Raw genomic sequence first — 24,272 nt, forward strand, 5'->3', positions numbered from 1 at the left:
GCCTGCCGGCGCTGCCTGCCGGCGCTGCCTGCCGGCGCTGCCTGCCGGCGCTGCCTGCCGGCGCTGCCTGCCGGCGCTGCCTGCCGGCGCTGCCTGCCGGCGCTGCCTGCCGGCGCTGCCTGCCGGCGCTGCCTGCCGGCCTCTGCGTCCGCGCTTCCTCCTCGCCAACCGGCCCTGTCCCGCCGACCCGCCCTACCCCTCCCGACCTGACCTGACCTGGCCCCACCGACCCCAGGTCCTCCCACCCCGGTCCCCAAGCCGGCCGAAATTGTCGGTACCCCGTGAGATGATCGACTCGGGGGCCGGAGGCCACGCCACGCGCAGCCCGCACACGTCGACCCCACGCGTAACCAGCACCACATCAACCACCCCACCACTCCCACTACTGCGGGTCGCCGAAGATTCGTCCGACCGGAGTCGGAGAATGCAGGGGTGGCGGCACCAGGCGAGCAGCGGACGGACGGGCGAAACCAACTCGCCAGCCCGTTCGAAGTCGCCGAAGCCCTCGGCCTCCCCAAGCCCACCCCCGAGCAAGCCGCCGTCATCGCCGCCCCCACCGCCCCCGCCCTGGTCGTCGCGGGCGCCGGCGCCGGCAAGACCGAGACCATGGCCGCCCGCGTCGTCTACCTGGTCGCCAACGGCTTCGTCACCCCCGACCGCGTCCTCGGCCTCACCTTCACCCGCAAAGCCGCCCGCCAGCTCTCCGACCGCGTCCGCGCCCGCCTCCGCCGCCTCGGCGGCTCACCCCTCCTCGACCGCCTCGACCCCAGCGGCGAACGACGAGCCGCCGTGCTCACCGCCGAACCGGTCATCCTCACCTACCACGCCTACGCCGGCCGCCTCGTCAGCGAGCACGGCCTGCGCCTCCCCGTCGAACCCGGCGTCCGCCTCCTCACCGAGACCGCCTCCTGGCAACTCGCCCACCGGGTCGTCTCCACGTGGGCCGAGGACATCGACACCGACAAGATCCCGCCCACCATCACCGGCTACCTCCTCGCCCTCGCCGGCGAACTCGGCGAACACCTCGTCGACCCCCAAGCCCTCCGCAGGCACGCCGAACGATTCACCGCCACCATCGAGAACGCCCCCAAAACCGCCCGCCAACGCGACGGCCTCCCCGAAAAGCTCAAGGACGTCGTCAACGCCCAACGCCTCCGCGTCAACCTCCTCCCGCTCCTCGACGCCTACCAGGCCCGCAAGCGCAAGGAAGCGGCGATGGACTTCGCCGACCAGATGTCGCTCGCCGCCCGCCTCGCCGACCAGTACCCCGAGGTCGCGCAAGGCGAGCGCGAGCGTTACGGCGCGGTCCTGCTCGACGAGTACCAGGACACCGGCCACGCCCAACGCGTCCTCCTGCGCGCCCTCTTCGGCCGGGGCGAACCCATGGCCGTCACCTCCGTCGGCGACCCGGCGCAGGCGATCTACGGCTGGCGCGGCGCGTCGGCGGCCAACCTGCCCCGGTTCGTCCAGGACTTCCCGCCCGCCCGCAAGTACGGCCTGCTCACCAGCTTCCGCAACCCGCCCGAAGTCCTCGCCCTGGCCAACGCCGTCTCCGCACCCCTCCGCGCCTCCGGCCTCGACGTCGACGAACTGCGCGCCCGCCCCGGCGCAGGCCCCGGTGACGTCCGGATCGGCCTGTTCGACACGGTCCGCGCCGAGCTGGACTGGATGGCCGACACCGTCGCCGCCCAGTGGGAAGCCCACCTCGACGAGAGCGACGAACCGCCCACCGCCGCCGTCCTCGTCCGCCGCCGCGCCGACATGGCCCCCATCGCCGCCGCCCTGCGCGAACGCGGTCTCCCCGTCGAAGTCGTCGGTCTCGGCGGACTCCTCGACGAACCGGAGGTCCGCGACCTGGTCAGCGCCCTGCGCGTCCTGGTCGACCCGCTCGCCGGCACCGCCGCCGCCCGCCTGCTCACCGGGTCGCGCTGGCGGGTCGCCGCCAAGGACCTCGCCGCGCTCTGGTCCCGGGCCCGCGAACTCGCCGGATCACCCACCCGCCAGTCCGTGGTCGACGACCCCCTGGCCGTCCTCGCCGACGCACTCCCGGGCGAGCACGCCGAACAAGCCGGCCTCGCCGATGCACTGGACGACCCCGGCGACCCCACCACGTACTCAGCCGAGGGTTACCGCCGCATCCGCCGGCTCGGCGCGGAACTGTCGGCGCTGCGCCGCCGCCTCGACCAGCCGCTGCCAGAACTCGTCGCCGACGTCGAACGCACCCTCCTGCTCGACATCGAGGCGATGGCCCGACCCGGCGGCGTCGGCCGCGCGCACCTGGACGCGTTCGCGGACGTGGTCGCGGACTTCGCCGCGGCCAGCCCGTCCGCCACCCTGCCCGCCCTGCTGGACTACCTCTACACCGCCGAGCACGCCGAGGACGGCCTGGAACCCGGCGAGGTCGAGGTCGCGGAGAACCGCGTGCAGGTGCTGACCATGCACTCCGCGAAGGGCCTGGAGTGGCACATCGTCGCCCTGCCGCACGTGGTCAAGGACGTCTTCCCGGGCCGCAAGAAGACCTCGTGCTGGCTGAAGGCGGTCGCCGAACTGCCCGCCGAGCTGCGCGGCGACGCCCAAGACCTGCCGACGCTGCGCATCCCGCCGGGCGCGAACCGCAAGGAGGTCGAGGAGGCACTCGACCGGCACGCCGACGACTTCGAGGACCGCCGCCTGGTCGAGGAACGCCGACTGCTCTACGTGGCGCTGACCCGCGCCGAGCAGAGCCTGCTCGTGTCCGGCCACTGGTGGGCCGAGACGGGTGACAAGCCGAAGGGTCCGTCCGCGTTCCTGGTCGAGCTGCGCGAGGCCGTGCTGTCCGCCGACCACCCGCCCGCCGACATCGCCCACTGGTCCCCGCCGCCCGCCGAGGACGAGCCGAACCCGCTCGCTTCCGAGGTCAAGAGCACCCGGTGGCCCGCCGACCCCCTCGGCAAGCGCCGCGAAGCCGTGGCCGAAGGCGCGCGGCTCGTCCTCGAAGCCCTCGACCGGCACCTCGCCGAGCAGGCCCCGGAACAGATCGAACTCCCGCTGGTCCTGACACCTGAAGAAGCCCTGCCACCGGAACCCGACGACTACGACCTCCCACCCGAACCGGACGACCACGACGAACCGCCCGAGCCCGAAGACCTCGAAGAACCCGCGCTGCCCGAGGAGCACGCCGACCCCGAACCCGAGGAGCAAGACGACCCCGATCCCGAAGGCTGGGCGCGGGACGTCGACGTGCTGCTCGCCGAACGGGCCGCCGCCGCGGACCGGCGCGAACGGGTCGTGCTGCCCGACCACCTGTCGGTCAGCCAACTCGTCGAACTGGCCGCCGACCCGGACCTGCTGGCCCGCCGCCTGCGCCGCCCCCTGCCGTTCCCGCCCAACCCGATGGCCCGCCGCGGCACCGCCTTCCACACCTGGCTGGAACAGCGGTTCGGTGCCAGCCGCCTGCTCGACCTGGACGAACTGCCCGGGGCGGCCGACGAGGGCGCCGCGCCCGACACCGAGTTGAAGCGCCTCCAGGAGGCGTTCCTGGCCAGCGCGTGGGCCGACCGCACCCCGTACGACGTCGAGGTGCCGTTCGAGACCGAGATCGACGGACTGTCCGTGCGCGGCCGGATGGACGCGGTGTTCGCCGACCCCGACGGCGGCTGGACCGTGGTCGACTGGAAGACCGGTGCGGTGCCCGACGAGGAACGCCTGCCCGCGCTGTCCGTTCAGCTCGCGGCGTACCGGCTGGCGTGGGCGGCGTTGAAGAAGACACCGGTGGAGAAGGTGCGGGCCGCGTTCCACTACGTGCGGCACGACCACACCCTGCGCCCCGCGGACCTGCTGGACGCCGACGGCCTGCGGAACCTGATCCGGGAAGTCCCGGTCTAGCTGTGCACCCGGGCGTGCGCGGGGACTTCCTTCAACACCCGGTCGTACAGGACCTCCAGCAGCCACCGCCCGAACAACGACGGCCCGAACTCGGTCGACCGGTCCTCCGGCGGCACCAGCAGTTCCGCCGCGCCCGCCTCGTCCACCGCCACGACCCCGATGCCGTAGTAGTCCAGCTCCATCAACGGCCACGACCGCGAGCCCTGCGGCGCGGGCAGCACCACCGAACACGGCGCGAGGGTCATCAGCGTCCCGCACGACTGGAGCGCGCGGTCCACCGTCGACTCACCCACCAGGACGCCGACCAGCTCCACCGCGGGCACGGGCAGGCGGTCGTGCGCCGCCGGCTCGAACCAGGACCGGAACCACGACGGGTCCGCCTGGGGCGGCCAGCCGTTCGCGCTGCGCCACTCGTGCACGTCGGCACGGACCCGCACGACCGCCGACACCTGGTGTCCCAGCACGGCGACGTCGGGTACGACGATGCCGCGCCAACCGAGTGCCGACGCGGCAGGGTGGAGGAGCGGTTGCACTCGGGCATCCTAGGGCTGGTTGCGGTTTCAATGACAGTCCTCGGGCGCTCAGGGTGTCGAACCCGACGCCGAGAGTGATCAGGGCGCGCTACGGCGAACCTTCAGCGCCCACAGGACCAGCGGCACCTGGAGCGGCAGCCGCCCGTACGCGATCGCGCGCGCCTTGGGCGACTTCGTCCGGTAGTCGTAAGCCATCTTCACGTTCGCCGGGAACACCGCGGCGAAGAACCCCGCCGCGAGCAACCCGCCCAGCCGCCGCGTGCGCGGCACCGCGACCGCCGCCGCCAGCGCGACCTCCGCGACACCCGAGGCGTAAGTCCAGGTCCGGGGCTTGCCGGGGAGTGAACGCGGGACGATCGCGTCATACGGCTTCGGCTTGGCGAAGTGCGTGACACCCGCGGCGCCGAGGAGCGCGGCCAGCGCGAGCGCCGACCGCGAGCGGGAACGAGTGGGTTCCATGCCGACCACCCTGTCATGCCTCCCGCCCGCCGGCCCGCCCAGGGTTATCCTCCCGCACCGTGAGCGGTGATCCCGAAAATCCGGAACATCCCGAGCGCGCGGCGGTGGCCGCGCTGGCCGACGACTTCCTCGCGGACCTGCGCGAGTGGGTCGCGATCCCGTCGATCGGCGCGGACCCGGCGCACCACGGCGACGTGGGCAGATCCGCCCACTGGCTCGCCGACACCCTGCGCCGCGACGGCTGGCCGGACGTGCGGGTGTGGGACACCGGCCCGGCCCTCCCCGCCGTCTACGCGTGCTGGCCCGCGGCCGATCCTGACGCGCCGACGATCCTGGTCTACGGGCACCACGACGTGCAGCCGGTCGACCCGGTCGAGCAGTGGGAGCACCCGCCGTTCGAGGCGACCGTCGTCGGCGAGGAGCTCTTCGGCCGGGGCGCCAGCGACGACAAGGGCCAGGTCGCCATGCACCTGCTCGGCGTGAAGGCGCACCTCGCGGCCCTCGGCGCGGACCGCCCGGCGGTGACGCTGAAGCTGTTCGTGGAGGGCGAGGAGGAGTCCGGCTCGCCGAACCTGCTGCGGCTGCTCGACGACCACCGCGCCGAACTGGACTGCGACCTGGTGGTCTTCAGCGACACCCCGATCTACGCGCGTGACGCGCCCACCATCTGCACCGGCCAGCGCGGCGTGTACGGGGCCGAGATCGTCATCACCGGCGGCACGTCCGACGTGCACTCCGGCCGCGCCGGCGGCAGCGTGCCGAACCCGGCGACCGCCGCAGCCCGGCTCGTCGCCGCCCTGCACGACGACAAGGGCCGGGTCGCGCTGCGGGACTTCTACGCCGACGTCGTCGAACCCACCGACGCCGAACGCGCCGACTACGCCGCCCTGCCGTTCGACGAGGACGTGTGGCTGGCGAACTCCGGCGGCGCGCGGGCGCTGTCCGGCGAACAGGGCTGGTCCACCCTCGAACGGGTGTGGGTGCGGCCGACCGCCGAGGTCAACGGCATCCACAGCGGGTACGGCGGCCCCGGGCTGAAGACGATCGTGCCCGCGGAGGCGCGCATCAAGCTGTCCTTCCGGCTCGTCCCCGACCAGGACCCGGAGCGGGTCGCGGCGGCGCTGCGCGAGTTCGTCGCCGAACACACCCCCGCCGGCCTGCACGCCCAGGTCGTGCCCGCCGGCGACGGCGCACCGCCCTACGCCGTCGACGTCACCCACCCGGCGGTCGGCGCCCTGCGCGAAGCGGTCGAGGCCGCGTTCGACCAGCCCGTCCGGTACAGCCGCACCGGCGGCAGCGGCCCCGCGGCACTGCTGCACCAGCGCATCGGCGTGCCGGTCGTGTACCTCGGGGCGACCTTGCCGGATGATCGGATCCACGCGCCCAACGAGCGCGTCGTCGTGCCCCAACTGCTGCGCGGCGCGGAGGCCGCGGCCCGCCTGTGGCGGCTGCTCCCGGAGAGGCTGTCATGATCCGCCGGTTCCACGCGGGCCAACCGCTGGCTGAACGGCCCGGCCACTCGCTCGTCGGCGTGATCAAGATGCCCGACGTCGTGCAGAGCCCGACCCGGGCGATCATGAAACGCGTGATCGGGGCGATGGCCGCCCTGCTCGCCGCCGTGCTCATCGTCTACCTGGACCGCGACGGCTACCGCGACGTCAACGAGGACGGGCTGTCCTTCCTCGACGCCTTCTACTACGCCACCGTGTCGCTCTCGACCACCGGCTACGGCGACATCACGCCCGCCAGCTCGTCCGCGCGCCTGGTGAACGTCCTGGTCATCACCCCGCTGCGGGTGCTGTTCCTGATCGTCCTGGTCGGCACGACCCTCGAAGTGCTCACGGAACGCTCGCGGCAGGCGTTGCGCATCCAGAAGTGGAGGACCAAGGTGCGGGACCACGTGGTCGTCGTCGGCTACGGGACGAAGGGCCGCTCCGCGGTCAGCGCCCTGCTCGGCGACGGCATCGAGCCCGGTTCGATCGTCGTCGTCGACACCACCCAGGAGGCCCTGGACGCGGCGTCGGCCATCGGCCTGGTGACCGTGCACGGCACCGGTACCAGCAACGACGTGCTGCGCGTGGCGGGCGTCCCCCGCGCACGGGCGGTCGTCGTGGCCGCAAACCGCGACGACACTGCCGTCCTGGTCACCCTCACCGCGCGCGAACTCGCGCCCAAGGCGCAGATCGTGGCGTCGGTCCGGGAACGCGAGAACGAACACCTGCTGCGCCAGTCCGGCGCCGACTCGGTAGTCGTGTCGAGCGAGACGGCCGGCCGCCTCCTCGGCATGGCGACCGCGACCCCGTCGGTGGTGGACATGGTCGAGGACCTGCTGACCCCCGACGCCGGCCTGTCGATCGCCGAGCGGGACGTGGAACCGTCGGAGATCGGCGGCTCCCCGCGCCACCTGCCGGACATAGTGCTGGGCGTCGTCCGCGCCGGCACCCTCTACCGCGTGGACGCCCCGGAAGCCGACGCCGTGGAAGCCGGCGACCGCCTCCTGTACGTCAAGAAGGTGACCCCACCGAAGGAAGCCTGACCCGCACCACCGCACCACCGGGTCCCCGGCCGATGTCGTCCGCCCCCATCCGATCAACCGCCGCCCCACCTCCGCTCCCCGAATTGTCGGTACCCAGTGGGACGATCGACTCGGGGGCCGGAGGCCACGGCGGCGGCGGCTCGCCGGGCACGTGCAACCACCCCGACCAGCAAGAACCACCCACCTCCACGGCCACAGCCAACCGGAACGCCGGCCGCGCGATACCCGCGTAGTCGTGCCGCACCACCGACCGGTGGACGTCATCGGACACCACCAGCACCAGCGGCGCGGCCGTGTCCCGCAACGCCTGCTTCACCGGCGGCGCGTCGAGCAGCCGGAACGCCACGTCGAGCGTCTCGCCGAACGTGCCGTGCCGGTCGTGCACGATCTCGCCCGCGTGCAGCACCGCCCGCAACCGCAACGGCTCGTCCGGCCGCTCGCGGTTGTGCGCGTCGAGCAGCAGCCGCACGGTCGGCATGACCGACGCCAGCAGCAGGGTCTTCGGCGCGTGGTCGGTCGGGCGGATCAGCGCCAGCACGCCGTCACCCCGGTGGACCACCGCGTCGCAGTCCTGCGCACCGATGCCGCAGGCTTCCAACGCGGCCGTGACGACCTCGAACATGAGTTCCCGTAAAAACGCTTTCCCGCGATTGTTCCGCCCGGTGGATCCTTCGACGTCGAAGGCCAGCACCGTGCGGTACACCGGGTGCGCCAGCGCCAAATTGGTCACGGCGGAAACGGTCCACCTCCCGCCGTCCCGGGAACAAGTGCCCGTTTTCCCGGAGATCCGGGAAAACCGCTCCCGGGAGCGGTTCAGCTTTCCGACCCGAATCCCGCGTCCCGGGCGATCTGCACCGCCTCCGCTCGGTCCCGCGCCCCGAGTTTGACCCGGATGTCGCTGACCCGGTTGTCCACCGTCTTCGGCTGGAGCCCCAGTTCCCGCGCCATCTGCCGGTTGGTCAGGCCGTCCGCGAGCAACGTCGCCAGCTCCTGCTCGCGGTTGGTCAGCCGGTACTTGCGCGCCCCGTTGGGCGCCTGGGCCACCCGCCGCGCGAGCGTCTCCAGCATGGACGCCTCGATCACGGCCTTGCCCGCGACCGCGAGCCGCACGTGCTGCACCAGGTCCGACGATTCATCACTTTTCCGCAGGTAGCTGCGGGCTCCGGCGCGCAGCGCGGCCAGCACCGGCTCGTCGTCCTCGTCCATCGTGAGCACCACGACCACGGCGTCCGGCCACTGGTCGCGGATCTCCCGGATCACGTCGGCGCCGCACGAGGTCACCGCGTCACCCTCCCGGCGCGGCATCCGCAGGTCCATCACGATCGCCGCCGGTTTGTGCTCCAACGCCTTTCGCACCGCGTCCGCACCGTTCCGGCATTCGTCGACCACGCTGAATCCGGACATGTCGAGCAGTGCGCGCAAGCCCATTAGTGACGTCGGGTGGTCATCGACGATCAAAACCGGAAGCGCCTCTTCGGCCACGATGCACTCCTCGCCCGCCGATCACGTGTCGCCTGGCGCCAGCGTACTCCCGGCCCGTTCCGCACCGGTCCGGCGGCCCGCCGAGGACGCATTCGCGATCAATGCGTTTCGACCGGGAGCCGGGCCACGATTCGGGTGCCCGGCGAGGCCGGTTCGACGGTGAATGTGCCGCCGATTTCCGTGCAGCGCTCACGCATCGTGGCCAAACCGCCGGACAGCGCCTGGTCGGGCCGGATGCCCCGCCCGTCGTCGGTCACCACCAGTTCCAGCTCCGGTGTCCGGGAGATCCGGATCCGGCACACCGAGGCGTGCGCGTGCCGGGCGATGTTGTTCAGCGCCTCGCTGACGATCCAGTACACGGTCAGCTCCACCCGGTCCGGCAACCCGTCGACGCCCGGGTCGGCGACCACCTCGACGTCGAACTCGCGGGTGAACCGGTCGGCCTGTCGCCGCACCGCCTCGACGAGCCCGTGGTCCAGGTCGCGCGGCCGGGCGCTGCGCACCACCGCCCGCACCTCGGACTGGAGCGCGTCCAGCCGGTCGAGCACCTGCGTGAGCCTGCCGCCCAGTGGCGAACCGCCGTCGACCTCCTGGAGGGCGGCCTTGACCAGCAGCCGGACGCCGAACACGCTCGGGCCGATCGCGTCGTGGAGGTCCCGGATGATCCGCTTCAGGTCCTCCTTGCGCTCCTGCTCGAAGTGCTCGTCCGCTTGTTTGAGCTGCCGGGCCAGGCGGGCGGACTCGGCGGCCGGCGCGGCCTGGCGGGCGACGTCGGCGAGCAGCTTGGCGTCGAGCCGGCTCAACCGCTCCTCCGGCGACCGGGCCTCGGCGACCAGCTCCCCGACACGCCGCCCGCTCACCACCATCGGCAACCGCACCCCGGGCCGCCCGCGCGACCGCCCGTACCGGGCGACGACCTCGAAGTCGTCCTCGGTCTCCAGGTGGATGGCGAGGTAGGGCAGTTTCAACGCCTCAGCCACCGACCGAGCCACGGTCGGGAACACCGCGTCCGGGTGCAGCGGGTGCTCTAACCGCCGGCCCAACTCGGACAGCACCCGGTACGGGTCGGCGCGGTTGCCGTACAGCAGCCGGTTCAGCCCGCGCAGCAGCGCCCGGTGCAGCGGCGCGACCGCGAGGACCACGGCGACCGTGCCCACGACGTGCGCCGTGCCCGGCATGACCACCGCGGCGGCGGCCAGCACGGTCAGGACGTACCCGCCGATCAGCGACGACGCCAGCAGGCCGTAGAGGAAGGTCCGGTGGATGACCAGGTCGATGTCGTACAGGCCGTAGCGCAAAATCGCGACCAGCGCGGCGGCCGGGAACGCCGCCGCCATCGCGAGCCACGCGCCGTCCAGCGACGCCACGACCTCCAGCACGAACGCCACGATCGCGACGACCGCGCCGATGATCGCGGCGCCCAACAGCCGCCGTTCCACGCCTTGGGCTCTCAGCGCCCGCAGGACGAGCGACACCAGCCCGCCCACCAGTCCCACGACGAATCCCACGAACCCGACGACCGCCACGACCAACGGCACCCCGCGCCGAGCAGTCCCGTGCACCGCGTCATGCCAGAACGTCGCCGGAGCCGACCACGACGCCCACCCGAACCCGACCGCCGGCAACACCACCCCGGCGAGCGCGCACACGAGCGCCGGCCACCACCACCGCGACAGCGGGCGCCCGTCGGGGAAGAGCAGGAGAACGACGGGCAGCAGCGAATACCCCGGCCACCACAACCAGGTCCCGACCCAAGCGGCCCACCAGACCTCCGGCCACGCCTCCGCCCCTACCGCGCCCGCCGACGACACGCCGGTGGCCAGCATCGTCCACCCGACCGCGTTGGCCCGGGCGTGCGCGACGACCCGAACCCCGACCAACGTGAACACGACCGCGACGAACCAGTTCCGCGGGTGCGACGCGACGCCGTCCGCCACGACGACCCGGACGACGGCGCTCAGCACGAGCGCCGCCGCCACCGCCGCGAGCAGCCGGGACACCGCGATCGCCGGATCAGGCCACGACTTCCGCGCCGCCGCCGCACCACCGGAATACACTGCCGCCCCCTAGGGAAGTAACCGGAGTTTTCTCATTCCCCGTGGATCCAGTGCCAGAAGTTGTGACAGGGAGACCCTTCATCGGCGACACCCGGACCACCGCCGCCGTGGCCACGAACCCGCAATTCGGCGTTCATCTCGTCCAACGCCGGCAATCCGGACGCGCCGTCGCCGTACCGGTCCTGGAACCACTGGATGCCGAGCCAGACCCGGTCGAGGTCGACCGGCGAGCCGACGTGCGGCCCGTGGAAGTACGGGTTGTGCGCCCCCGCGCTGGCGGCGTACACCTCGAACGTCGGGTACCAAAGCCGCAGGTCACCGAGTCGCGGGTGCCAGTGCTCGTGGGGGAGGGGCGACGGCGGGGGCGGCGGCAGGTTCGGCAGACCGGCGTCGCGCGGGCGGGGCTTCTGCTGTCCTCGGTCTTCGGTGGGAGCGGACATCATCACATCCTCTGGTGAAGTTCGGGGTGTCCGATCGGGAGGCAGCATTCCGGTTCGGACTTCCCGAAAACCAGAGGCCACCGTTCCCGAAAACTCGGGAACAAGACACCCATTCCAGCGATCAAGAGCAGCGCCCGCCCGCACATTTGCGGACAAACGCACTCACACCACAAGAATCACCAGAGGATCAAGGCCGAACAAGGTCATATGACCCAAACCAAGCCACAACCCCAACCTCAATCCGCAAGCGGCAGCCGCAACAAAAACACCGCCCCCGGAGCCCTTCCCCCTACAACCTCCCCCAACCCCACCCCGCCCGCACCCAGCCCACCACCAGCACCGCCGGCGCTCACGTTGGCAGCACTCGCGTCCGCAGCACTCGTGTCCGCAGTGCCTGTGTCCGCAGTGCCTGTGTCCGCAGTGCCTGTGTCCGCAGTGCCTGTGTCCGCAGTGCCTGTGTCCGCAGTGCCTGTGTCCGCAGCATCAGCGCCAGTCGCCCCACCAGAAGCCGCCACCTCGCCAGCGCCCCCCGATGTGCCCGCCGCCTCACCAGAATTCGTCGCAGTGTCCGTCATCTCGCCCGAACCGGCCTCCGCGCCGGCCGCCTTGGCCGCTGTCGGGTCGGCTGGCGTCGGGTTGGCCGGTGGCGTGCGGTGTGAAGTCGCGTCGTTCGGGTGCGTCGTGTCGGAGGCAGAGTGCGGTGGGTCGGCTGCGGTCGTGGCCGTGGTCGTCGTCTGCGGTCGGGCCGCAGGCCCGGTCTGGGGCCCGGTCTTGGGCCCGGTCTGGGGCATTGCCTGGGACACGGTCGCCGGGTGGATGGCGCCGGTGAGTGGGTCTGCGAGGTAGTGCGGGGTCGGGTGGGGTGGGATCGGGGTTGTCGGGGCGATGCAGGACAGTTCGCCGCCGTGAGCCCGCACCACACCTCGGGCGATGGGCAGCCCCAGGCCCGAGCCGCCGGAGCGGCGGTCCCGTGCCTCGTCCAGGCGGACCAGGCGGTCGAAGATGCGTTCCCGGTCCTCCGGCGGGACGCCCGGCCCGTCGTCGGTGACCGTCAGCAGCGCGTAGCTGCCCGCGGTCGAGACGTGCAGGCGCACCGTGCCCGACGGGCCCGTTGCCTGACGGGCGTTGTCGGCCAGGTTCGCCAACACCTGCGCCAACCGCTGCGGGTCGCCCCACACGTGTGCCGACGTGCCGGACGCCGCGATGTCGAAGTCCGGCGCGAGCAGCCGGGTGCGACCCACCTCGGCCTCCGCCAGGGCGAGCAGGTCCACGCGCTCCCGGTGCAGTTCCAGGCCGGCCTCGATCCGGGCGAGTGCCAGCAGGTCGTCCACGAGCCGCCCGGCTCGGCGGGACTCCCGCACCAGCAACAGGTTCAACCGCTCCCGGTCCTCGGCGCTGCCGGTCTGCATCAACGCCTCCGACACGGCCTGCACGCCCGCGATCGGCGTCCGCAGCTCGTGCGCGGCGTCCGCGACGAATCTCTTGGTCCGCTCCTCCGATCCCTCCAACGAGTCCAGCATGTCGTCGAACGCCGCCGCCGTCCGGCCGAGTTCGTTGTCCCTCCGCGACGGGTTGAGCCGATGCCCTCGGTCGCCGCGTGCGATCGACCGCGCCAACGTCGTCATCGCGTCCAACGGGGCCAACGCCCGCCGGACCACCCACACCAACGCCACCGCCGTCACCCCGAGCGCGCCGAACCCGACGAGCAGCAGCAACCGCCGCAGCCGGGACTGCGCGTCGGTGATCACCGACGACTCGGCCCACAAGGTCAGCTTCGACCCGTCCGGCAGTTCCCGGCTGACCTTGTGCGCCGCGTCCTCGGCGGGGTGGTGGCCGAACGCCGTGCCGTCCGGCATCACCACGTACGCCTGCACGCCCCGGCCCTCCAGCCGGTTCACCAACTCCTGCCCGCGCATCCGCGGCTGCTTCGCGAACAGGTTCTGCGCGATGCGGTACTTCTCGGACAGTGCCGTCTCGACGTCCCGCCGGGACTGCGCGGCGAACATGGCGTCCACCACCAGCACCAGGCCGGCCAGCACGAGGCCGAGGACGATGATCGCCGAGATGGTGACCCGGCGGCGCAACGACACCGTCCGCAGGCTCACGTCTCGTCCGCCCTCAGCACGTACCCGAGTCCCCGCACGGTGTGCAGCAACCGCGGGCCGTGCTCCTCGAGCTTGCGGCGCAGGGCGCTCACGTGGACCTCGACCAGGTTCGGGTCGTAGTCCTCGTAGCCCCACACCGCCGTCAGGATCTGCGTCTTGCCCACCACCCGGCCCCGCTGGGCGGCCAGGTAGCGCAGCAGCCGCAGTTCCGTCGCGGTCAGCTCCACCGGAGCGTCACCGCGCAGCACCACCGCCGAGTCCGCGTCCACCAGGAGGTCGCCGATCTGCACGGTGGACGGCGTCCGGCCCAGCCTCCGGAGCACCGCGCTGACCCGCGCGACCAGCTCCGCGAGCACGAACGGCTTCACCACGTAGTCGTCCGCACCGCGGTCCAGCCCGCGCAGCCGGTCCGCCACACCGTCGCGGGCCGTCAGCATGACCACGCCCGCCCCGCTGGTGCGCCGGATGACCTCCAGCAGCATGAACCCGTCCCGGCCCGGCAGCATCACGTCGAGCACCACCAGGTCCGGGCGGAACCTCGCCAGCTCGCCCTCCAGGTCCCGGCCGTCCGGACGGACCTGGACCTGGTACCCGGCCTCGCGCAGGGCCGAACTCACCGCGGCGCCGATGGCCTCGGCGTCTTCGATCACCAGCACCCTGGCAGCAGTCGACACCTCCTCATTCTGCGTGGTCGACATCGGGGAACGCGTGGTGGACGTCGGGCACCGCCCACCTCTTCAGCCTTCGCTCAGCTCCGGGCGCCTCACGGCCCGCGCGCCGGCCGGAAACGATGTCTGCTCGCGGTGGCGGTCGGGCGGGGAACTGGATCTGGTCGGTTCGTCATGGATCCAGTCTCGAACTGGTGTTCGAATGCGTCAAGATCACGATCGGGTGATCGTCAACGGCTCGGGACGCCTGGACGCCACACGACAACCGGCCACCCCGTCTGCGACCATCCACGCTGTGGCGGTTCGGCTGAGTCCAGTGCGCTGGGCGCTGGTCCTGCTGGTCCTGGGACTGGCGGGCATTGCGGCAGCGGTCGCGTTCTGGTGGCCGGCCGGCTCCACCGCGCCCGCGCACCGGACGTCCGCGACGGTCGTCACCCCGGCCCGCTGCGGCGGCGGCGACGCCTACGACCGCGTCGAACTCAAGGTCGGCGACAAGCCCCGCACCGCCCGGCTCGACGGCTGCGGCCACCAGGAGAACGAGGTCGTCGAGGTCGTGGTCCCGGCCGACACCAGTGGCGACTTCACCGTCCAGGCCGCGACCAGCACCCCGACCGGCATGCCGCTGGAGACCCGCCTGGCCGTCCTGCTCACCTGCCTCAGCGGCATGGCCGGCGGCCTCTACGCCCACCTCATCGGCGGACGCAACAGACCTCAGCCCACAGCCTCCGCGGAAGCCGTATAGGTGTTGCACGACGTAGTAGTAGCCGAGTCGAACCCGTAAGACGCCCACATGCCCTGGTTCTGAGGGCTACCGTGCGCGTTCTTCTCCGCAGGCTCCTCCACGGCGTACTGGAAGTCGTCCGCGGCCTCCCGCGCCAGCTCCTCGCCGATCGACCCGGACGCCGCCGACAGGAACATCCCCGCGAAGCAGTTGGCCTGCAACTCGATCCGGCGGGACATCTCCAGCCCGGCCGGCGAGTCCTCGCCCGCGTCGGAGATCTTGCTGTCCGCCGCCCGCAGCATCCCCGTCAACGCTTGAACGTGGTGCCCGTACTCATGCGCCAACGTCGCCAGGTGCATCCCCGGGCGCTCACCACCGCCGTTGTTTCGTAGCCGGCTCGTCGGCATGTAAATGGTCTTGTTACGACCGCAGTAATAGGCGACGGCCTCGCTCTCAGCGGGCGCGACACCGCACGGACCCTCCTTGAGGTCCGGCGATGCGTCCAGCCCAGGCGGTTCGAACGGCAGGTTCGCCTGCGCCAACGCGGGCTTCCACGCCTGGTCCAAACACGCCACCCCGGCCGTGTAGTACGCCGACAGCTCCGCATCAGACGCCCCGAACTCCGGCAATGCGCACCCCGGCGTCGTCAACTTCACGGGCGTCGTCAGCAACGGGTGGTCACCAAGCCGGTGGACCGCGCGCGGACGTGGCGCCTCGGTCGTCGTAGGGGTCGACGGAGGCGTATAAGGACCCGCGATCGCCCTACCGGGGATCTTGCGCCCGTTGTCCCACTGGGTCACCAGACCGAGACCGAGGACCGACGACACGATCAGCGCGAACACGCCGACGAGCACCATCGGGTTGTTCTTGGGCTGCTCAGGCGTGTGCACGGTCCTCCAGTCGGGTCAGCTGACGTCCTCCGCGCTCGCGAGCCAAGTGTTGCACGCGCTGGTCTCGTTGTTCTTGAAGCCGTGGTTGACCCAGGCGGCGTTCCGCTCCGGCGCGCCGTGGTCGCGGTGCGGGTAGATCGGGTAGTCGCCCCGGTTGCCCGCGTCGGTCAGCGCCACGGAGATCACGTCAGCGGGCACCGCGCCGTGCGAGAGCGGGGCCAGCGTCATGCCGCCGAAGCAGGTCGCCTGGAGTTCCTTGCGCCGGTTGAGGTCGAGGCCGGCCGGGGTGTCCCAGCCACCCTTCTCGTACTGCGCCTGGCCGGACGCCCGGAGGATGCCCGACAGCCACTGGACGTGGTGGCCGTACTCGTGCGCCAGTTGCCCGAGGTACTTGCCCGGGTGGTTGGGGTTCGCCGCGCCCTGCTCGTTGGCGTAGTGGATCGGCGTCCAATAGATGGTGCCTTCGCAGTACATGGCGGTCCGGTCGGGCCCCATGCCGCCGCACGGGTTGGTGATCTGCGAGGTCACCATGACCAGTTCCACCGGCTGGTACGGCAGGTTCGCCTTCTGGAACGACGGCTTCCACATGGCCTCGATGCACGGCAGCGCCGACCGCAGGAAGTTGTCCTGACCCTCGGGCGAGTAGTTCATGGCGGGCAGCGGGCAGCCGTCGATGTTGAACGCGCCCAGACCGGCGCCGTGGATCGGGTTGTCGCCGAGCGCGATCACGGCCTTGGGGCCGGCCTTGCTGGTGCTGGTTGCCGTAGTGCGCGTTGTAGTGGTCGTCGTGGTGGTCGTTTCCGTCGTAGTGGTCGTCGTCGGATACGAGTAGGTGTAGCTCGAGTAGCCCGAATAGGCGGAGTCGTTCAGGCGTTTCGGCTTGCTGGCCGTGGCCACGATTCCGATCGCCGCGATACCCAGGACGACGACTCCGATGACAACGCCCGCCACAAGCGGCCCGTTGCTCTTCTTGCGCGGCAGCGGTGGATAAGGCTGACCGGGCGGTCCCCAACCGGGCTGCGGACCCCAGTTCGCGGGCGGCGGCTGCGGCGCGGCCATCGGAGGAGGCTGCGGCGCGCCCATCGGTGGCATCCCCGGCGGCGGCGTGGGCGGGTACTGCTGCCGCGACCCGGGGAACTGCTGACCGGGGAACTGCGGCTGCTGGGCGGGCGGCCACGGTTGCTGCTGCTGCGCGGGCGGCGGCTGCTGGATCGGCCACGGACGGGTGGGCTGGGGGTTCAGCGGAGCGGGCACGGGTGGCGGCCCAACCGGTCGTGGTGGCGGCCAGCCACCCGGCGGTGGTGGTTGCGTCATCGCTGGTGGTCCCCCAAATCGCGGATGCCCGAATCAGCACAGAAGCATAGGGCGGCTCCGCTATTCTCCGCGGCCGTGTTGAAAAACTGGGGAGCGGCGATCTTGTGCGCCGCCGCGCTGTGCTCGTTCGCCGGCACCGCGTCGGCGCAGCCGAGCAGTCCCGCGGGGCTGCCCGGCACGGTCGGCGCCGACGTGCGCCTCAAGCTGGAGCGCGACGGCAAGCTGACCGTGACCGAGGTCGTCAGCGTCCCCGAGGGCAAGAGCGCGAAACGCGTCGTGCCGCTGCGCATCGCCGTCGGCGACAACCGCGATCGCGTGTTCGATGTGACCGACGCCTCTGTAGAGGGCAACGGGACGGCGACGGTCGCGGAAGACGAACTGACGATCGCGCTGCAATCCGGCACGTCCACCGTCAAGTACTCGGTCGTGGGAACCGTCGCGAAGATCGGTGACACGCTGGAACTGCGCTGGCAGCCCGCGAGCGGCTGGGACACCGTCCTGGACTCGGTGAAGGTCTCCGTCATCACGCCGGACGCCCCCAAATCGGTGAACTGCCTGGCCGGAGCGCCGGGCACGTCCAAGCCGTGCACCACTGCCGACCTCGGCGACGGCCGGGGCGTCCGGGCCACCGAGATCGGTCTTTCCGCAGGTGAGCGTATCGATGTGGCGGTGGGGTTGCAGGACGGCGCCGCGCCCGCCAACGCCCGCGTGGAGGAGACGTCCGGCCTGGCCGCGGCGTTCGCGCTGACCCCGGCGACCGGGATCGGCCTGGGCGGGCTGGTCGTGCTGCTGCTCGGTGGCCTGGCCCTGCTCTGGTACCTCCGCGGCCGTGACGCGCGTGCGCTCGCCAGCGATGTCGGGCCGGTGAACGTGCTGGTCACCGACCCTTCGGGGCGGATGGCGTTCGCGTCGCCGGACGGTGTGCTGCCCGGGCAGGTCGGGACCGTTGTGGACGAGCACGTGGACGTCGTGGACGTGACCGCGACGGTCGTGGACCTCGCTGTGCGCAACTACGTGTGGATCGAGGAGGTCGGCGAGCGCGACTGGCGGTTCGTGCGCCGCAACCCGGCTGACTCCTCGCTGTCCGGCTATGAGCGCGCTGTGTACGAGGCCGTCCTTCCGGACGGTGTGGACTCCGTGTTGCTCTCTGAGCTACGGGGCAGGCGGATCGACCTTACGCGCGTGCGCGACGAGCTTTATGCGGACGTGGTGGCGCGCAACTGGTTCGTGCGGCGGCCGGACGCCGAGCGCAGCCTGTGGTGGTGGGCAGGGCTCGCGGTGGTGGCGCTCGGCGTCGTGGGGACGGTGGGGTTGGCGCTGGTCTCCGGGCCCGCGCTGTTCGGTCTAGTGGTCGCTGTCGCGGGCGTGGGCCTTGCGCTGGGTGCGCGGTGGATGCCGGCGCGGACCAAGCGCGGTGCGGCGTTGCTGGAGCACGTGCGCGGGTTGCGCGGGTTCCTGCGCACGGCGTCGCCGGGGGACATCCCCGAGCAGGACCGGGAGATGGTGTTCTCGCGGTCGCTGCCGTACGCGGTGGTGCTGGGCGAGACCGAGCGCTGGCTGGGGACGTTCGCGAGCGGTCGGTCGGGGCTGTACTGGTTCGGGCAGTCCGACCAGTCGACGGACCTCGGGCGGTTCGCGCAGCGGTTCCCGCACTTCCTCGGCGCGGTGGACGGGTTGCTGGCGCAGGCCGGTCACCTGCGCTCGCTCCGATGATCACCCGATCGTGATCTTGCGCTGAGTCGAACTCCTGTTCGACACTTGTCTCGTCCGGCCACCCGACTCGACAGGCATCGGGTGCGGTGGGCGGAGCGGTGTGGCGGGTGTCGGCGCAGTTCGCGCTGGGCTGACGCCGGCTCGCGGTCCGGGCGGCCTACCTGCGGCCCTCGCGGGGGTGGAAACCCGTAGGCTGCGTCCATGGCGCTACCCGAACTGCACAGGTTCACGCTTCCCAACGGCCTGCGGGTGGTGCTCGCCCCAGACCCGAGCGCTCCGGTCGTCGGGGTGAGCGTGCACTACGACGTGGGATTCCGTTCGGAGCCGGAAGGTCGGACAGGTTTCGCGCACCTGTTCGAGCACTTGATGTTCCAGGGCAGCGAGAGCTTGGAGAAGCTCGCGCACTTCCGGCACGTGCAGTCCTCGGGCGGCACGTTCAACGGGTCCACGCACCCCGACTACACCGACTACTACCAGGTGCTGCCGTCCGCCGCGCTGGAGCGGGCGCTGTTCCTGGAGGCGGACCGCATGCGGGCGCCGAAGCTCACCGAGGAGAACCTGCGCAACCAGATCGACGTGGTGAAGGAGGAAATCCGGCTCAACGTGCTCAACCGACCGTACGGCGGGTTCCCCTGGATCCTGCTGCCGCCGGTCCTGTTCCAGACGTTCCCCAACGCGCACAACGGCTACGGCGATTTCACGGACCTTGAAAACGCAACAGTGGATGATTGCGCCGCATTCTTCGACACCTATTACGCGCCGGGCAACGCGGTCCTGACCGTGGCGGGCGACTTCGCACCCGAGACGGCCCGCGCGCTGGTGGAGAAGCACTTCGGCGACGTGCCCGCACGGCCCGTGCCCGTGCGGCCGTCGTTCGCGGAGGCGCCGCCGAAGGGCGAGGTGCGGGCGGAGCACACGGACCAGCACGCCCCGATGCCGGCCATCGCGCTGGGCTACCGCATCCCGGACCCGGTGGCCGACGTCGAGGGGTACCTGACCTACCTGGTGCTCGCCGGCGTGCTGACCGACGGCGACGGCTCGCGGCTCCAGCAGCGGCTGGTGCACCGGGACGCGATCGTGGTCGACGTCGGCGCCGGCTGCGGGCTGTTCGGCCCGTTGGAGGCGCGCGACCCGGACACGTTCAGCATCACCGCGATCCACGCGCCGGACGTCGCGTCCGAACGGGTGATCACGGCGGTGGACGAGGAGCTGCTGCGGTTGGCGGAGGAAGGACCTTCGGCGCAGGAACTGGCGAAGGTCACCGCGCGGTGGGTGTCCACCATGCACCGCGAGCACGACCGGCTGACCAGCCGCACCCTCGGGCTCGGCTCGGCGGAGCTGCTGTTCGGGCGGGCGGAGCTGCTGTACGAGCTGCCGGAGAAGCTGGCCGCCGTCACCACCGAGGACGTCGCCGCGGCGGCCAAGGCGCTGCGGGCGGACTCGCGGGCGGTCCTGCTGCTCAAGCCGGCGGGTGACGTGGAGAACGACGAGAACAACGGAGGTACCGAGTGAGCGCCCCGACGACGCACCGCAGCGCCGAGGAGATCGGCCGCACGGAGCGGGGGCCGCGTCCGCTGCCCGAGCTGGGCGAGCAGCGGGCCGCCGCGGACCTGTCCTCGGTGGACGTCGAGCTGTCCAACGGGCTGCGGGTCATCGCGGTGCGCCGGTCGTCGGTGCCGCTGGTCGAGGTGCGGCTGCGGATCCCGTTCGCGGACCCGGCGGACTCCAGCGCCGGCTCCACCCACGCCGCGCGGGCCGAGGTGCTGGCGAACACGATCCTGACCGGGACCGCCTCGCGGAGCCGGGTGGACGTGGACACCGAGCTGGCGCTGGTCGGTGGCGAGCTGGACGCGGTGGTCGACCCGGAGCGGCTGGCGTTCTCGGGCAACTCGCTGGTGTCGGGGCTGGACACGGTCCTCGACGTGCTGCGGGACGTGCTCACCGGCGCGACCTACCCGGCCGAGGAGGTCGAGCGGGAGCGGGCCCGGCTGGTGGAGCGCATCCGGCTCGCGCGGTCGCAGCCGAACGTGATCGCGCGGGAGGCGCTGCAGCGGCACCTGTACGGCGACCACCCGTTCGCCAAGGAGATGCCCGAGGCGGAAGAGGTGGCCGAGGTCGGGCGGGAGGACGTGCTCGCGCTGCACGCGCAGGCCGTGCTGCCGCGCGGGTCGGTGCTGGTGCTGGTCGGCGACGTCGAGCCGGACGCCGCCGTGCGCGCGGTCGAGGCGGCGCTGGGCTCGTGGGTCGGCGAGGGCAGCGCGGTGTCGCTGCGCCCCCTGCCGCCGGTCCAGGGCGGTGACGTGCTGTTCGTGCCGCGCGCGGGCGCGGTTCAGTCGCAGATCCGGCTCGCCGGGCGCGGCCTGGTGCGCACCGACCCGCGGTACCCGGCGCTCCAGATCGCCAACCTCGTGTACGGCGGGTTCTTCTCGTCGCGGCTGGTGGAGAACATCCGCGAGGACAAGGGCTACACCTACAGCGCCCGCTCGCACCCGGAGTTCACGCCGGGTGGGGCGACGCTGCTGGTGGACGCCGACACGGCGAGCGAGGTCACCGCGGCGGCGCTGCTGGAGACCCGGTACGAGCTGGGCCGGCTCGCGCTGGTCCCGCCGACCGAGTCCGAAGTGGACACCGCGCGGCGGTACGCCATCGGGTCGCTGCTGACCGCGACGTCGTCGCAGGGCGGGCTGGCGTCGTTCCTGGTGAACCTCGCCGGGCTCGGTCTGGGCATCGAGTGGTTCACCGGGCACCCGGACCGGCTCGCGGAGGTCACCGTGGAGCAGGTGGCCGAGGTGGCGCTGGAGTTCTTCGCACCCACCGCGTTCACCGGGGTCCTGGTGGGCGACGCCGAGCTGCTCGCGCCGCAGTTGCGGTCGTTGGGTGGTGTCACCCTGCCGTGAGCTTCGAGCTGGTGGAGCTGCCCGCCCTGTCGCGGTTCACCGTCGACCGGCGGGAACCGCTGCGCGGCGACACCGAGCGCATCGCACAGCTGTGGCCCAAGGCCCGGGTCATCACCGTGGACACGCACGGTCGGGCCCTGGTCGCGGACCAGGGCACGCGGCTGGTCGACCGGCCCGCCACCGACCTCGGTGACGGGCCGCCCGACACCGCCGTCCTGCTCGGCGAGCAGGACGGCGTCGCGTGGTGGGCGGTGCCGACGGCGGACGAGACCGACGTGGCCGCGCCCGCCGGCCGGGCGTGGTTCGCGCCCGAGCTGACCGACGAGCCGCAGTGGCTGGACCTGCGGGCGATCGGTGCCTTGCTGGACGACACCGGCGCCGGTCTGTTCACGTCCGCGGTGGCCCTGTTCCACTGGCACCGGTCGGCGGCCTTCTGCACGAAGTGCGGCGGGTCGACCGAGTCGGTGAAGTCGGGCTGGGCGCGGGTGTGCTCGCGGTGCGGCCGCGAGGAGTACCCGCGCACCGACGCGGCGGTGATCTGCCTGGTGCACGACGGCGCCGACCAGGTGTTGCTCGCGCGTGGCGAGGGCTGGCCCGCGGGCCGGTACTCCGTCTTGGCCGGGTTCGTCGAGGCCGGCGAGTCGCTGGAGGCGTGCGTGGCCCGGGAGGTCGCCGAGGAGGTCGGGGTCGAGGTGTCCGGCATCCGGTACCTCGGCAGCCAGCCGTGGCCGTTCCCGCGGTCGCTGATGGTCGGGTTCGAGGCGGTCGGCGACCCGAACGAGCCGCTGCGGCCGGCGGACGGTGAGATCGCGCAGGCGAAGTGGGTCACCCGGGCGCAGGTGCGCCAGGCGTTGGCGGAGCCGGGCAGTGTGCCGGACCTGCTGCTGGCACCGGGCGCGTCGATCGCGTACCGGATGATCCAGTCGTGGCTGGCGGCGGACCCGTCCTAGCGGGAGGTGCTCGTCTCCCGCACCTGTCGACCGGGGCGGAACGCCGGCGCCTGCGTTCCGCGTCGGTCGGTGGTCCGGTGCGCTGACGGGGCGGAGGGCCGGGTCGCCGCGTCCCGCCGGAAGTGAGGGCGTTCCCAGCCATGCCTTGCGCGGCAGCTTGTGCTGCGGGTCAGAGCACGTCGGCCCACGGGACGGTGCGCACGATGTCGGCGTACCGGTGCCAGGTGATCTCGGGCAGGTCGGCGTGCAGCGCGGGCACGTCGATGTCCGTGCCCACTTCGGTGAAGTAGCGGAACATCGCGGCGAGGTCGGCCGAGTGCCGTGCCACCACCTCCATCGGTGTGCGGTGGTGGCGGATCGGCCGGCCGATCGCCTCGGTCAGGGCCGCCGCCATGCCGGCGGGGCTGAGGGCTTCGCCGGCGAGGTCGATGCGGCGGCCGGTGAAGCGGTCCGGCTGTTCCAGCGCGGGGACCGCGACGGCCGCGATGTCGGCGACGGCCACCAGGTGCAGCGGCTTGTCCGACGGCAGCGGCAGGCCGAGGATGCCGCGGCGCAGGCCGCTGAGCGTCCATTCGCCGAACTTGTCGTCGATGAACGCGGAGGGGCCGAGGACGGTCCACGGGACGTGCCCGCGGGCGAGGTGCTCCTCGATGCGCTGCTTGCTGTCGAAGTGCGGGATGCCGGTGTCGCGGTCGGCGTTCGAGGCCGACGTGAACACGATGTGGTCGACCTCGTGGGCGGCGTCGACCAGGGCGATGCCCTGCCGGATCTCGGTGTCGATGTCGGTGCCGAACGGGGTGGTGACGGCGAAGACCGAGCCGACGCCGTGGAGGGCGTGCTTGAGCGACGACGGGTCGTCGAAGTCGCCGTGGGCGATCTCCGCACCGGCGGCCCGGAGTCGTTGTGCGGCAGGGCTTTCCGGCTTGCGCGTGAGGGCGCGGACGGGGTGCCCGCGGTCGAGCAGGAGCCGGGCGACGGCACCGCCCTGGGCGCCGGTGGCGCCGGTGACCAATGTCGTTTCCACACTCAAAGGTTGACTCTGAAAATGTACCTGCGTCAAGTGACTTGCTAGCATGGTCGGCGTGGAGCGGCTCGAGCCGAGCGAGGCGCTGCTGGCGTGGCTGTACGTCCAGCAGGGCGTGGACGCCGTGCGCGTCGCGATGGGTGAGCGGGTGGAGGCGGCGGCCGGGTGCTCGCTGCTGGAACACGAGGCGCTGTACCGGATCGACATGAACGGGCGGCTGCCGATGTCCGAGCTGTCCGACCTGCTCGCGGTCAGCCCGAGCGGGGTGACGCGGCTGGTGGAGCGGCTCGTCCGGCGCGGGTGGGTGGAGCGGTCGCAACTGCCCGAGAACCGGCGGGTGGTCTACGCGGCGTTGACCGACGAGGGTCGGGAGGTGCTCAAGGCGACCACCGCGCCCGCCTACCGGGCCGCCGTGGCGGAGGAGTTCGCGGGGGCGCTCACCGAACGCGATCTCGCCGACCTGCGGCGCGTGGGCCGCAAGCTGTTGGAGGCGCACGGCAAGTGGGACGCCCAGCGGTTCGCTCCCTGACCGCCGACCCGCCGGCTCCCCGACCGCCGACCCGCCGGCTCCCCGACCGCCGACCCGCCGGCTCCCCGACCGCCGACCCGCCGGCTCCCT

The 24,272-nt window shown here is 72.2% G+C and carries 20 protein-coding genes; 9 read left to right on the forward strand and 11 right to left on the reverse strand.

All coding sequences use genetic code 11. From position 1 onward, the window contains the following. The first annotated feature begins 432 nt into the window (after window positions 1–432). A complete protein-coding gene (locus RIN75_RS34545) occupies window positions 433–3,864 on the forward strand; it encodes an ATP-dependent DNA helicase (RefSeq protein ID WP_309116286.1) in 3,432 nt (1,143 codons plus the stop codon). Here RIN75_RS34545 and RIN75_RS34550 read toward each other — a convergent pair. Beyond that, window positions 3,861–4,397: a hypothetical protein gene (locus tag RIN75_RS34550; protein WP_309116287.1), complete on the reverse strand. Its 537-nt coding sequence runs from the start codon at window positions 4,395–4,397 to the stop codon at window positions 3,861–3,863. The genes RIN75_RS34545 and RIN75_RS34550 overlap by 4 nt on opposite strands. A 78-nt stretch (window positions 4,398–4,475) precedes the next feature. Further along, window positions 4,476–4,856 carry a hypothetical protein gene (locus RIN75_RS34555; RefSeq protein WP_309116288.1) on the reverse strand — a complete coding sequence of 127 codons (381 nt, stop codon included), beginning with the start codon at window positions 4,854–4,856 and terminating at the stop codon, window positions 4,476–4,478. Window positions 4,857–4,915: 59 nt separating this feature from the next. On the opposite strand from RIN75_RS34555, the gene RIN75_RS34560 reads away from it, so the two are divergent. Continuing rightward, complete coding sequence (locus RIN75_RS34560) at window positions 4,916–6,328, forward strand: M20/M25/M40 family metallo-hydrolase (protein WP_309116289.1); 1,413 nt, start codon at window positions 4,916–4,918, stop codon at window positions 6,326–6,328. Continuing rightward, window positions 6,325–7,392 carry a potassium channel family protein gene (locus RIN75_RS34565; RefSeq protein WP_309116290.1) on the forward strand — a complete coding sequence of 356 codons (1,068 nt, stop codon included), beginning with the start codon at window positions 6,325–6,327 and terminating at the stop codon, window positions 7,390–7,392. Before RIN75_RS34560 ends, RIN75_RS34565 begins: the two co-directional genes overlap by 4 nt. Here RIN75_RS34565 and RIN75_RS34570 read toward each other — a convergent pair. The 6 genes from RIN75_RS34570 to RIN75_RS34595 all read right to left on the reverse strand — a co-directional run bounded on the left by RIN75_RS34570 (window position 7,361) and on the right by RIN75_RS34595 (window position 14,150). Further along, a complete protein-coding gene (locus RIN75_RS34570; protein WP_309116291.1) occupies window positions 7,361–8,122 on the reverse strand; it encodes a hypothetical protein in 762 nt (253 codons plus the stop codon). The genes RIN75_RS34565 and RIN75_RS34570 overlap by 32 nt on opposite strands. A gap of 83 nt (window positions 8,123–8,205) precedes the next feature. After that, entirely contained in the window at window positions 8,206–8,874 is a 669-nt protein-coding gene (locus RIN75_RS34575; protein WP_309116292.1) for a response regulator transcription factor, read from the reverse strand. Between the two features lie 98 nt (window positions 8,875–8,972). Next, window positions 8,973–10,931, reverse strand: coding sequence for a sensor histidine kinase (locus RIN75_RS34580; RefSeq protein WP_309116293.1), 1,959 nt, complete (start codon window positions 10,929–10,931; stop codon window positions 8,973–8,975). Between the two features lie 32 nt (window positions 10,932–10,963). Continuing rightward, the gene (locus tag RIN75_RS34585; protein ID WP_309116294.1) at window positions 10,964–11,371 is read right to left on the reverse strand and encodes a hypothetical protein; all 408 of its coding nucleotides are present in this window, start codon (window positions 11,369–11,371) and stop codon (window positions 10,964–10,966) included. 236 nt (window positions 11,372–11,607) lie between these two features. Next, complete coding sequence (locus RIN75_RS34590; RefSeq protein WP_309116295.1) at window positions 11,608–13,476, reverse strand: HAMP domain-containing sensor histidine kinase; 1,869 nt, start codon at window positions 13,474–13,476, stop codon at window positions 11,608–11,610. Next, on the reverse strand, window positions 13,473–14,150 hold the full coding sequence (locus RIN75_RS34595) for a response regulator transcription factor (RefSeq protein ID WP_309116296.1): 678 nt from the start codon (window positions 14,148–14,150) through the stop codon (window positions 13,473–13,475). Before RIN75_RS34595 ends, RIN75_RS34590 begins: the two co-directional genes overlap by 4 nt. A gap of 289 nt (window positions 14,151–14,439) precedes the next feature. Between RIN75_RS34595 and RIN75_RS34600 the strand changes: the two genes are divergently transcribed. After that, complete coding sequence (locus RIN75_RS34600; protein WP_309116297.1) at window positions 14,440–14,886, forward strand: hypothetical protein; 447 nt, start codon at window positions 14,440–14,442, stop codon at window positions 14,884–14,886. Here RIN75_RS34600 and RIN75_RS34605 read toward each other — a convergent pair. Next, a complete protein-coding gene (locus RIN75_RS34605) occupies window positions 14,856–15,755 on the reverse strand; it encodes a neutral zinc metallopeptidase (RefSeq protein ID WP_309116298.1) in 900 nt (299 codons plus the stop codon). The two genes, RIN75_RS34600 and RIN75_RS34605, sit on opposite strands and share 31 nt — an antisense overlap. Window positions 15,756–15,770: 15 nt before the next feature. Continuing rightward, window positions 15,771–17,009: a neutral zinc metallopeptidase gene (locus tag RIN75_RS34610; protein WP_309116299.1), complete on the reverse strand. Its 1,239-nt coding sequence runs from the start codon at window positions 17,007–17,009 to the stop codon at window positions 15,771–15,773. Between the two features lie 135 nt (window positions 17,010–17,144). Between RIN75_RS34610 and RIN75_RS34615 the strand changes: the two genes are divergently transcribed. The 4 genes from RIN75_RS34615 to nudC all read left to right on the forward strand — a co-directional run bounded on the left by RIN75_RS34615 (window position 17,145) and on the right by nudC (window position 22,629). Beyond that, a complete protein-coding gene (locus RIN75_RS34615) occupies window positions 17,145–18,782 on the forward strand; it encodes a DUF2207 domain-containing protein (protein ID WP_309116300.1) in 1,638 nt (545 codons plus the stop codon). A 201-nt stretch (window positions 18,783–18,983) separates the two neighbouring features. After that, window positions 18,984–20,294, forward strand: coding sequence for a pitrilysin family protein (locus RIN75_RS34620; RefSeq protein ID WP_309116301.1), 1,311 nt, complete (start codon window positions 18,984–18,986; stop codon window positions 20,292–20,294). Beyond that, window positions 20,291–21,679: a pitrilysin family protein gene (locus RIN75_RS34625; RefSeq protein ID WP_309116302.1), complete on the forward strand. Its 1,389-nt coding sequence runs from the start codon at window positions 20,291–20,293 to the stop codon at window positions 21,677–21,679. The genes RIN75_RS34620 and RIN75_RS34625 overlap by 4 nt, the downstream gene beginning before the upstream one ends. Further along, window positions 21,676–22,629 (forward strand): NAD(+) diphosphatase, encoded by a 954-nt coding sequence (gene nudC, locus RIN75_RS34630; protein ID WP_309116303.1) that lies wholly within the window; start codon window positions 21,676–21,678, stop codon window positions 22,627–22,629. The genes RIN75_RS34625 and nudC overlap by 4 nt, the downstream gene beginning before the upstream one ends. Window positions 22,630–22,798: 169 nt before the next feature. Here the strand turns inward: nudC and RIN75_RS34635 are convergent, their stop codons facing one another. Continuing rightward, entirely contained in the window at window positions 22,799–23,653 is an 855-nt protein-coding gene (locus RIN75_RS34635) for an NmrA/HSCARG family protein (protein WP_309116304.1), read from the reverse strand. 58 nt (window positions 23,654–23,711) lie between these two features. Here RIN75_RS34635 and RIN75_RS34640 point away from each other — a divergent pair, with 58 nt between their 5' ends. Next, the gene (locus RIN75_RS34640; RefSeq protein ID WP_309116305.1) at window positions 23,712–24,182 is read left to right on the forward strand and encodes a MarR family transcriptional regulator; all 471 of its coding nucleotides are present in this window, start codon (window positions 23,712–23,714) and stop codon (window positions 24,180–24,182) included. Window positions 24,183–24,272 lie beyond the last annotated feature (90 nt).

It is taken from the genome of Saccharothrix sp. (assembly GCF_031180885.1).
In the GTDB taxonomy this organism is placed as follows: domain Bacteria; phylum Actinomycetota; class Actinomycetes; order Mycobacteriales; family Pseudonocardiaceae; genus Actinosynnema.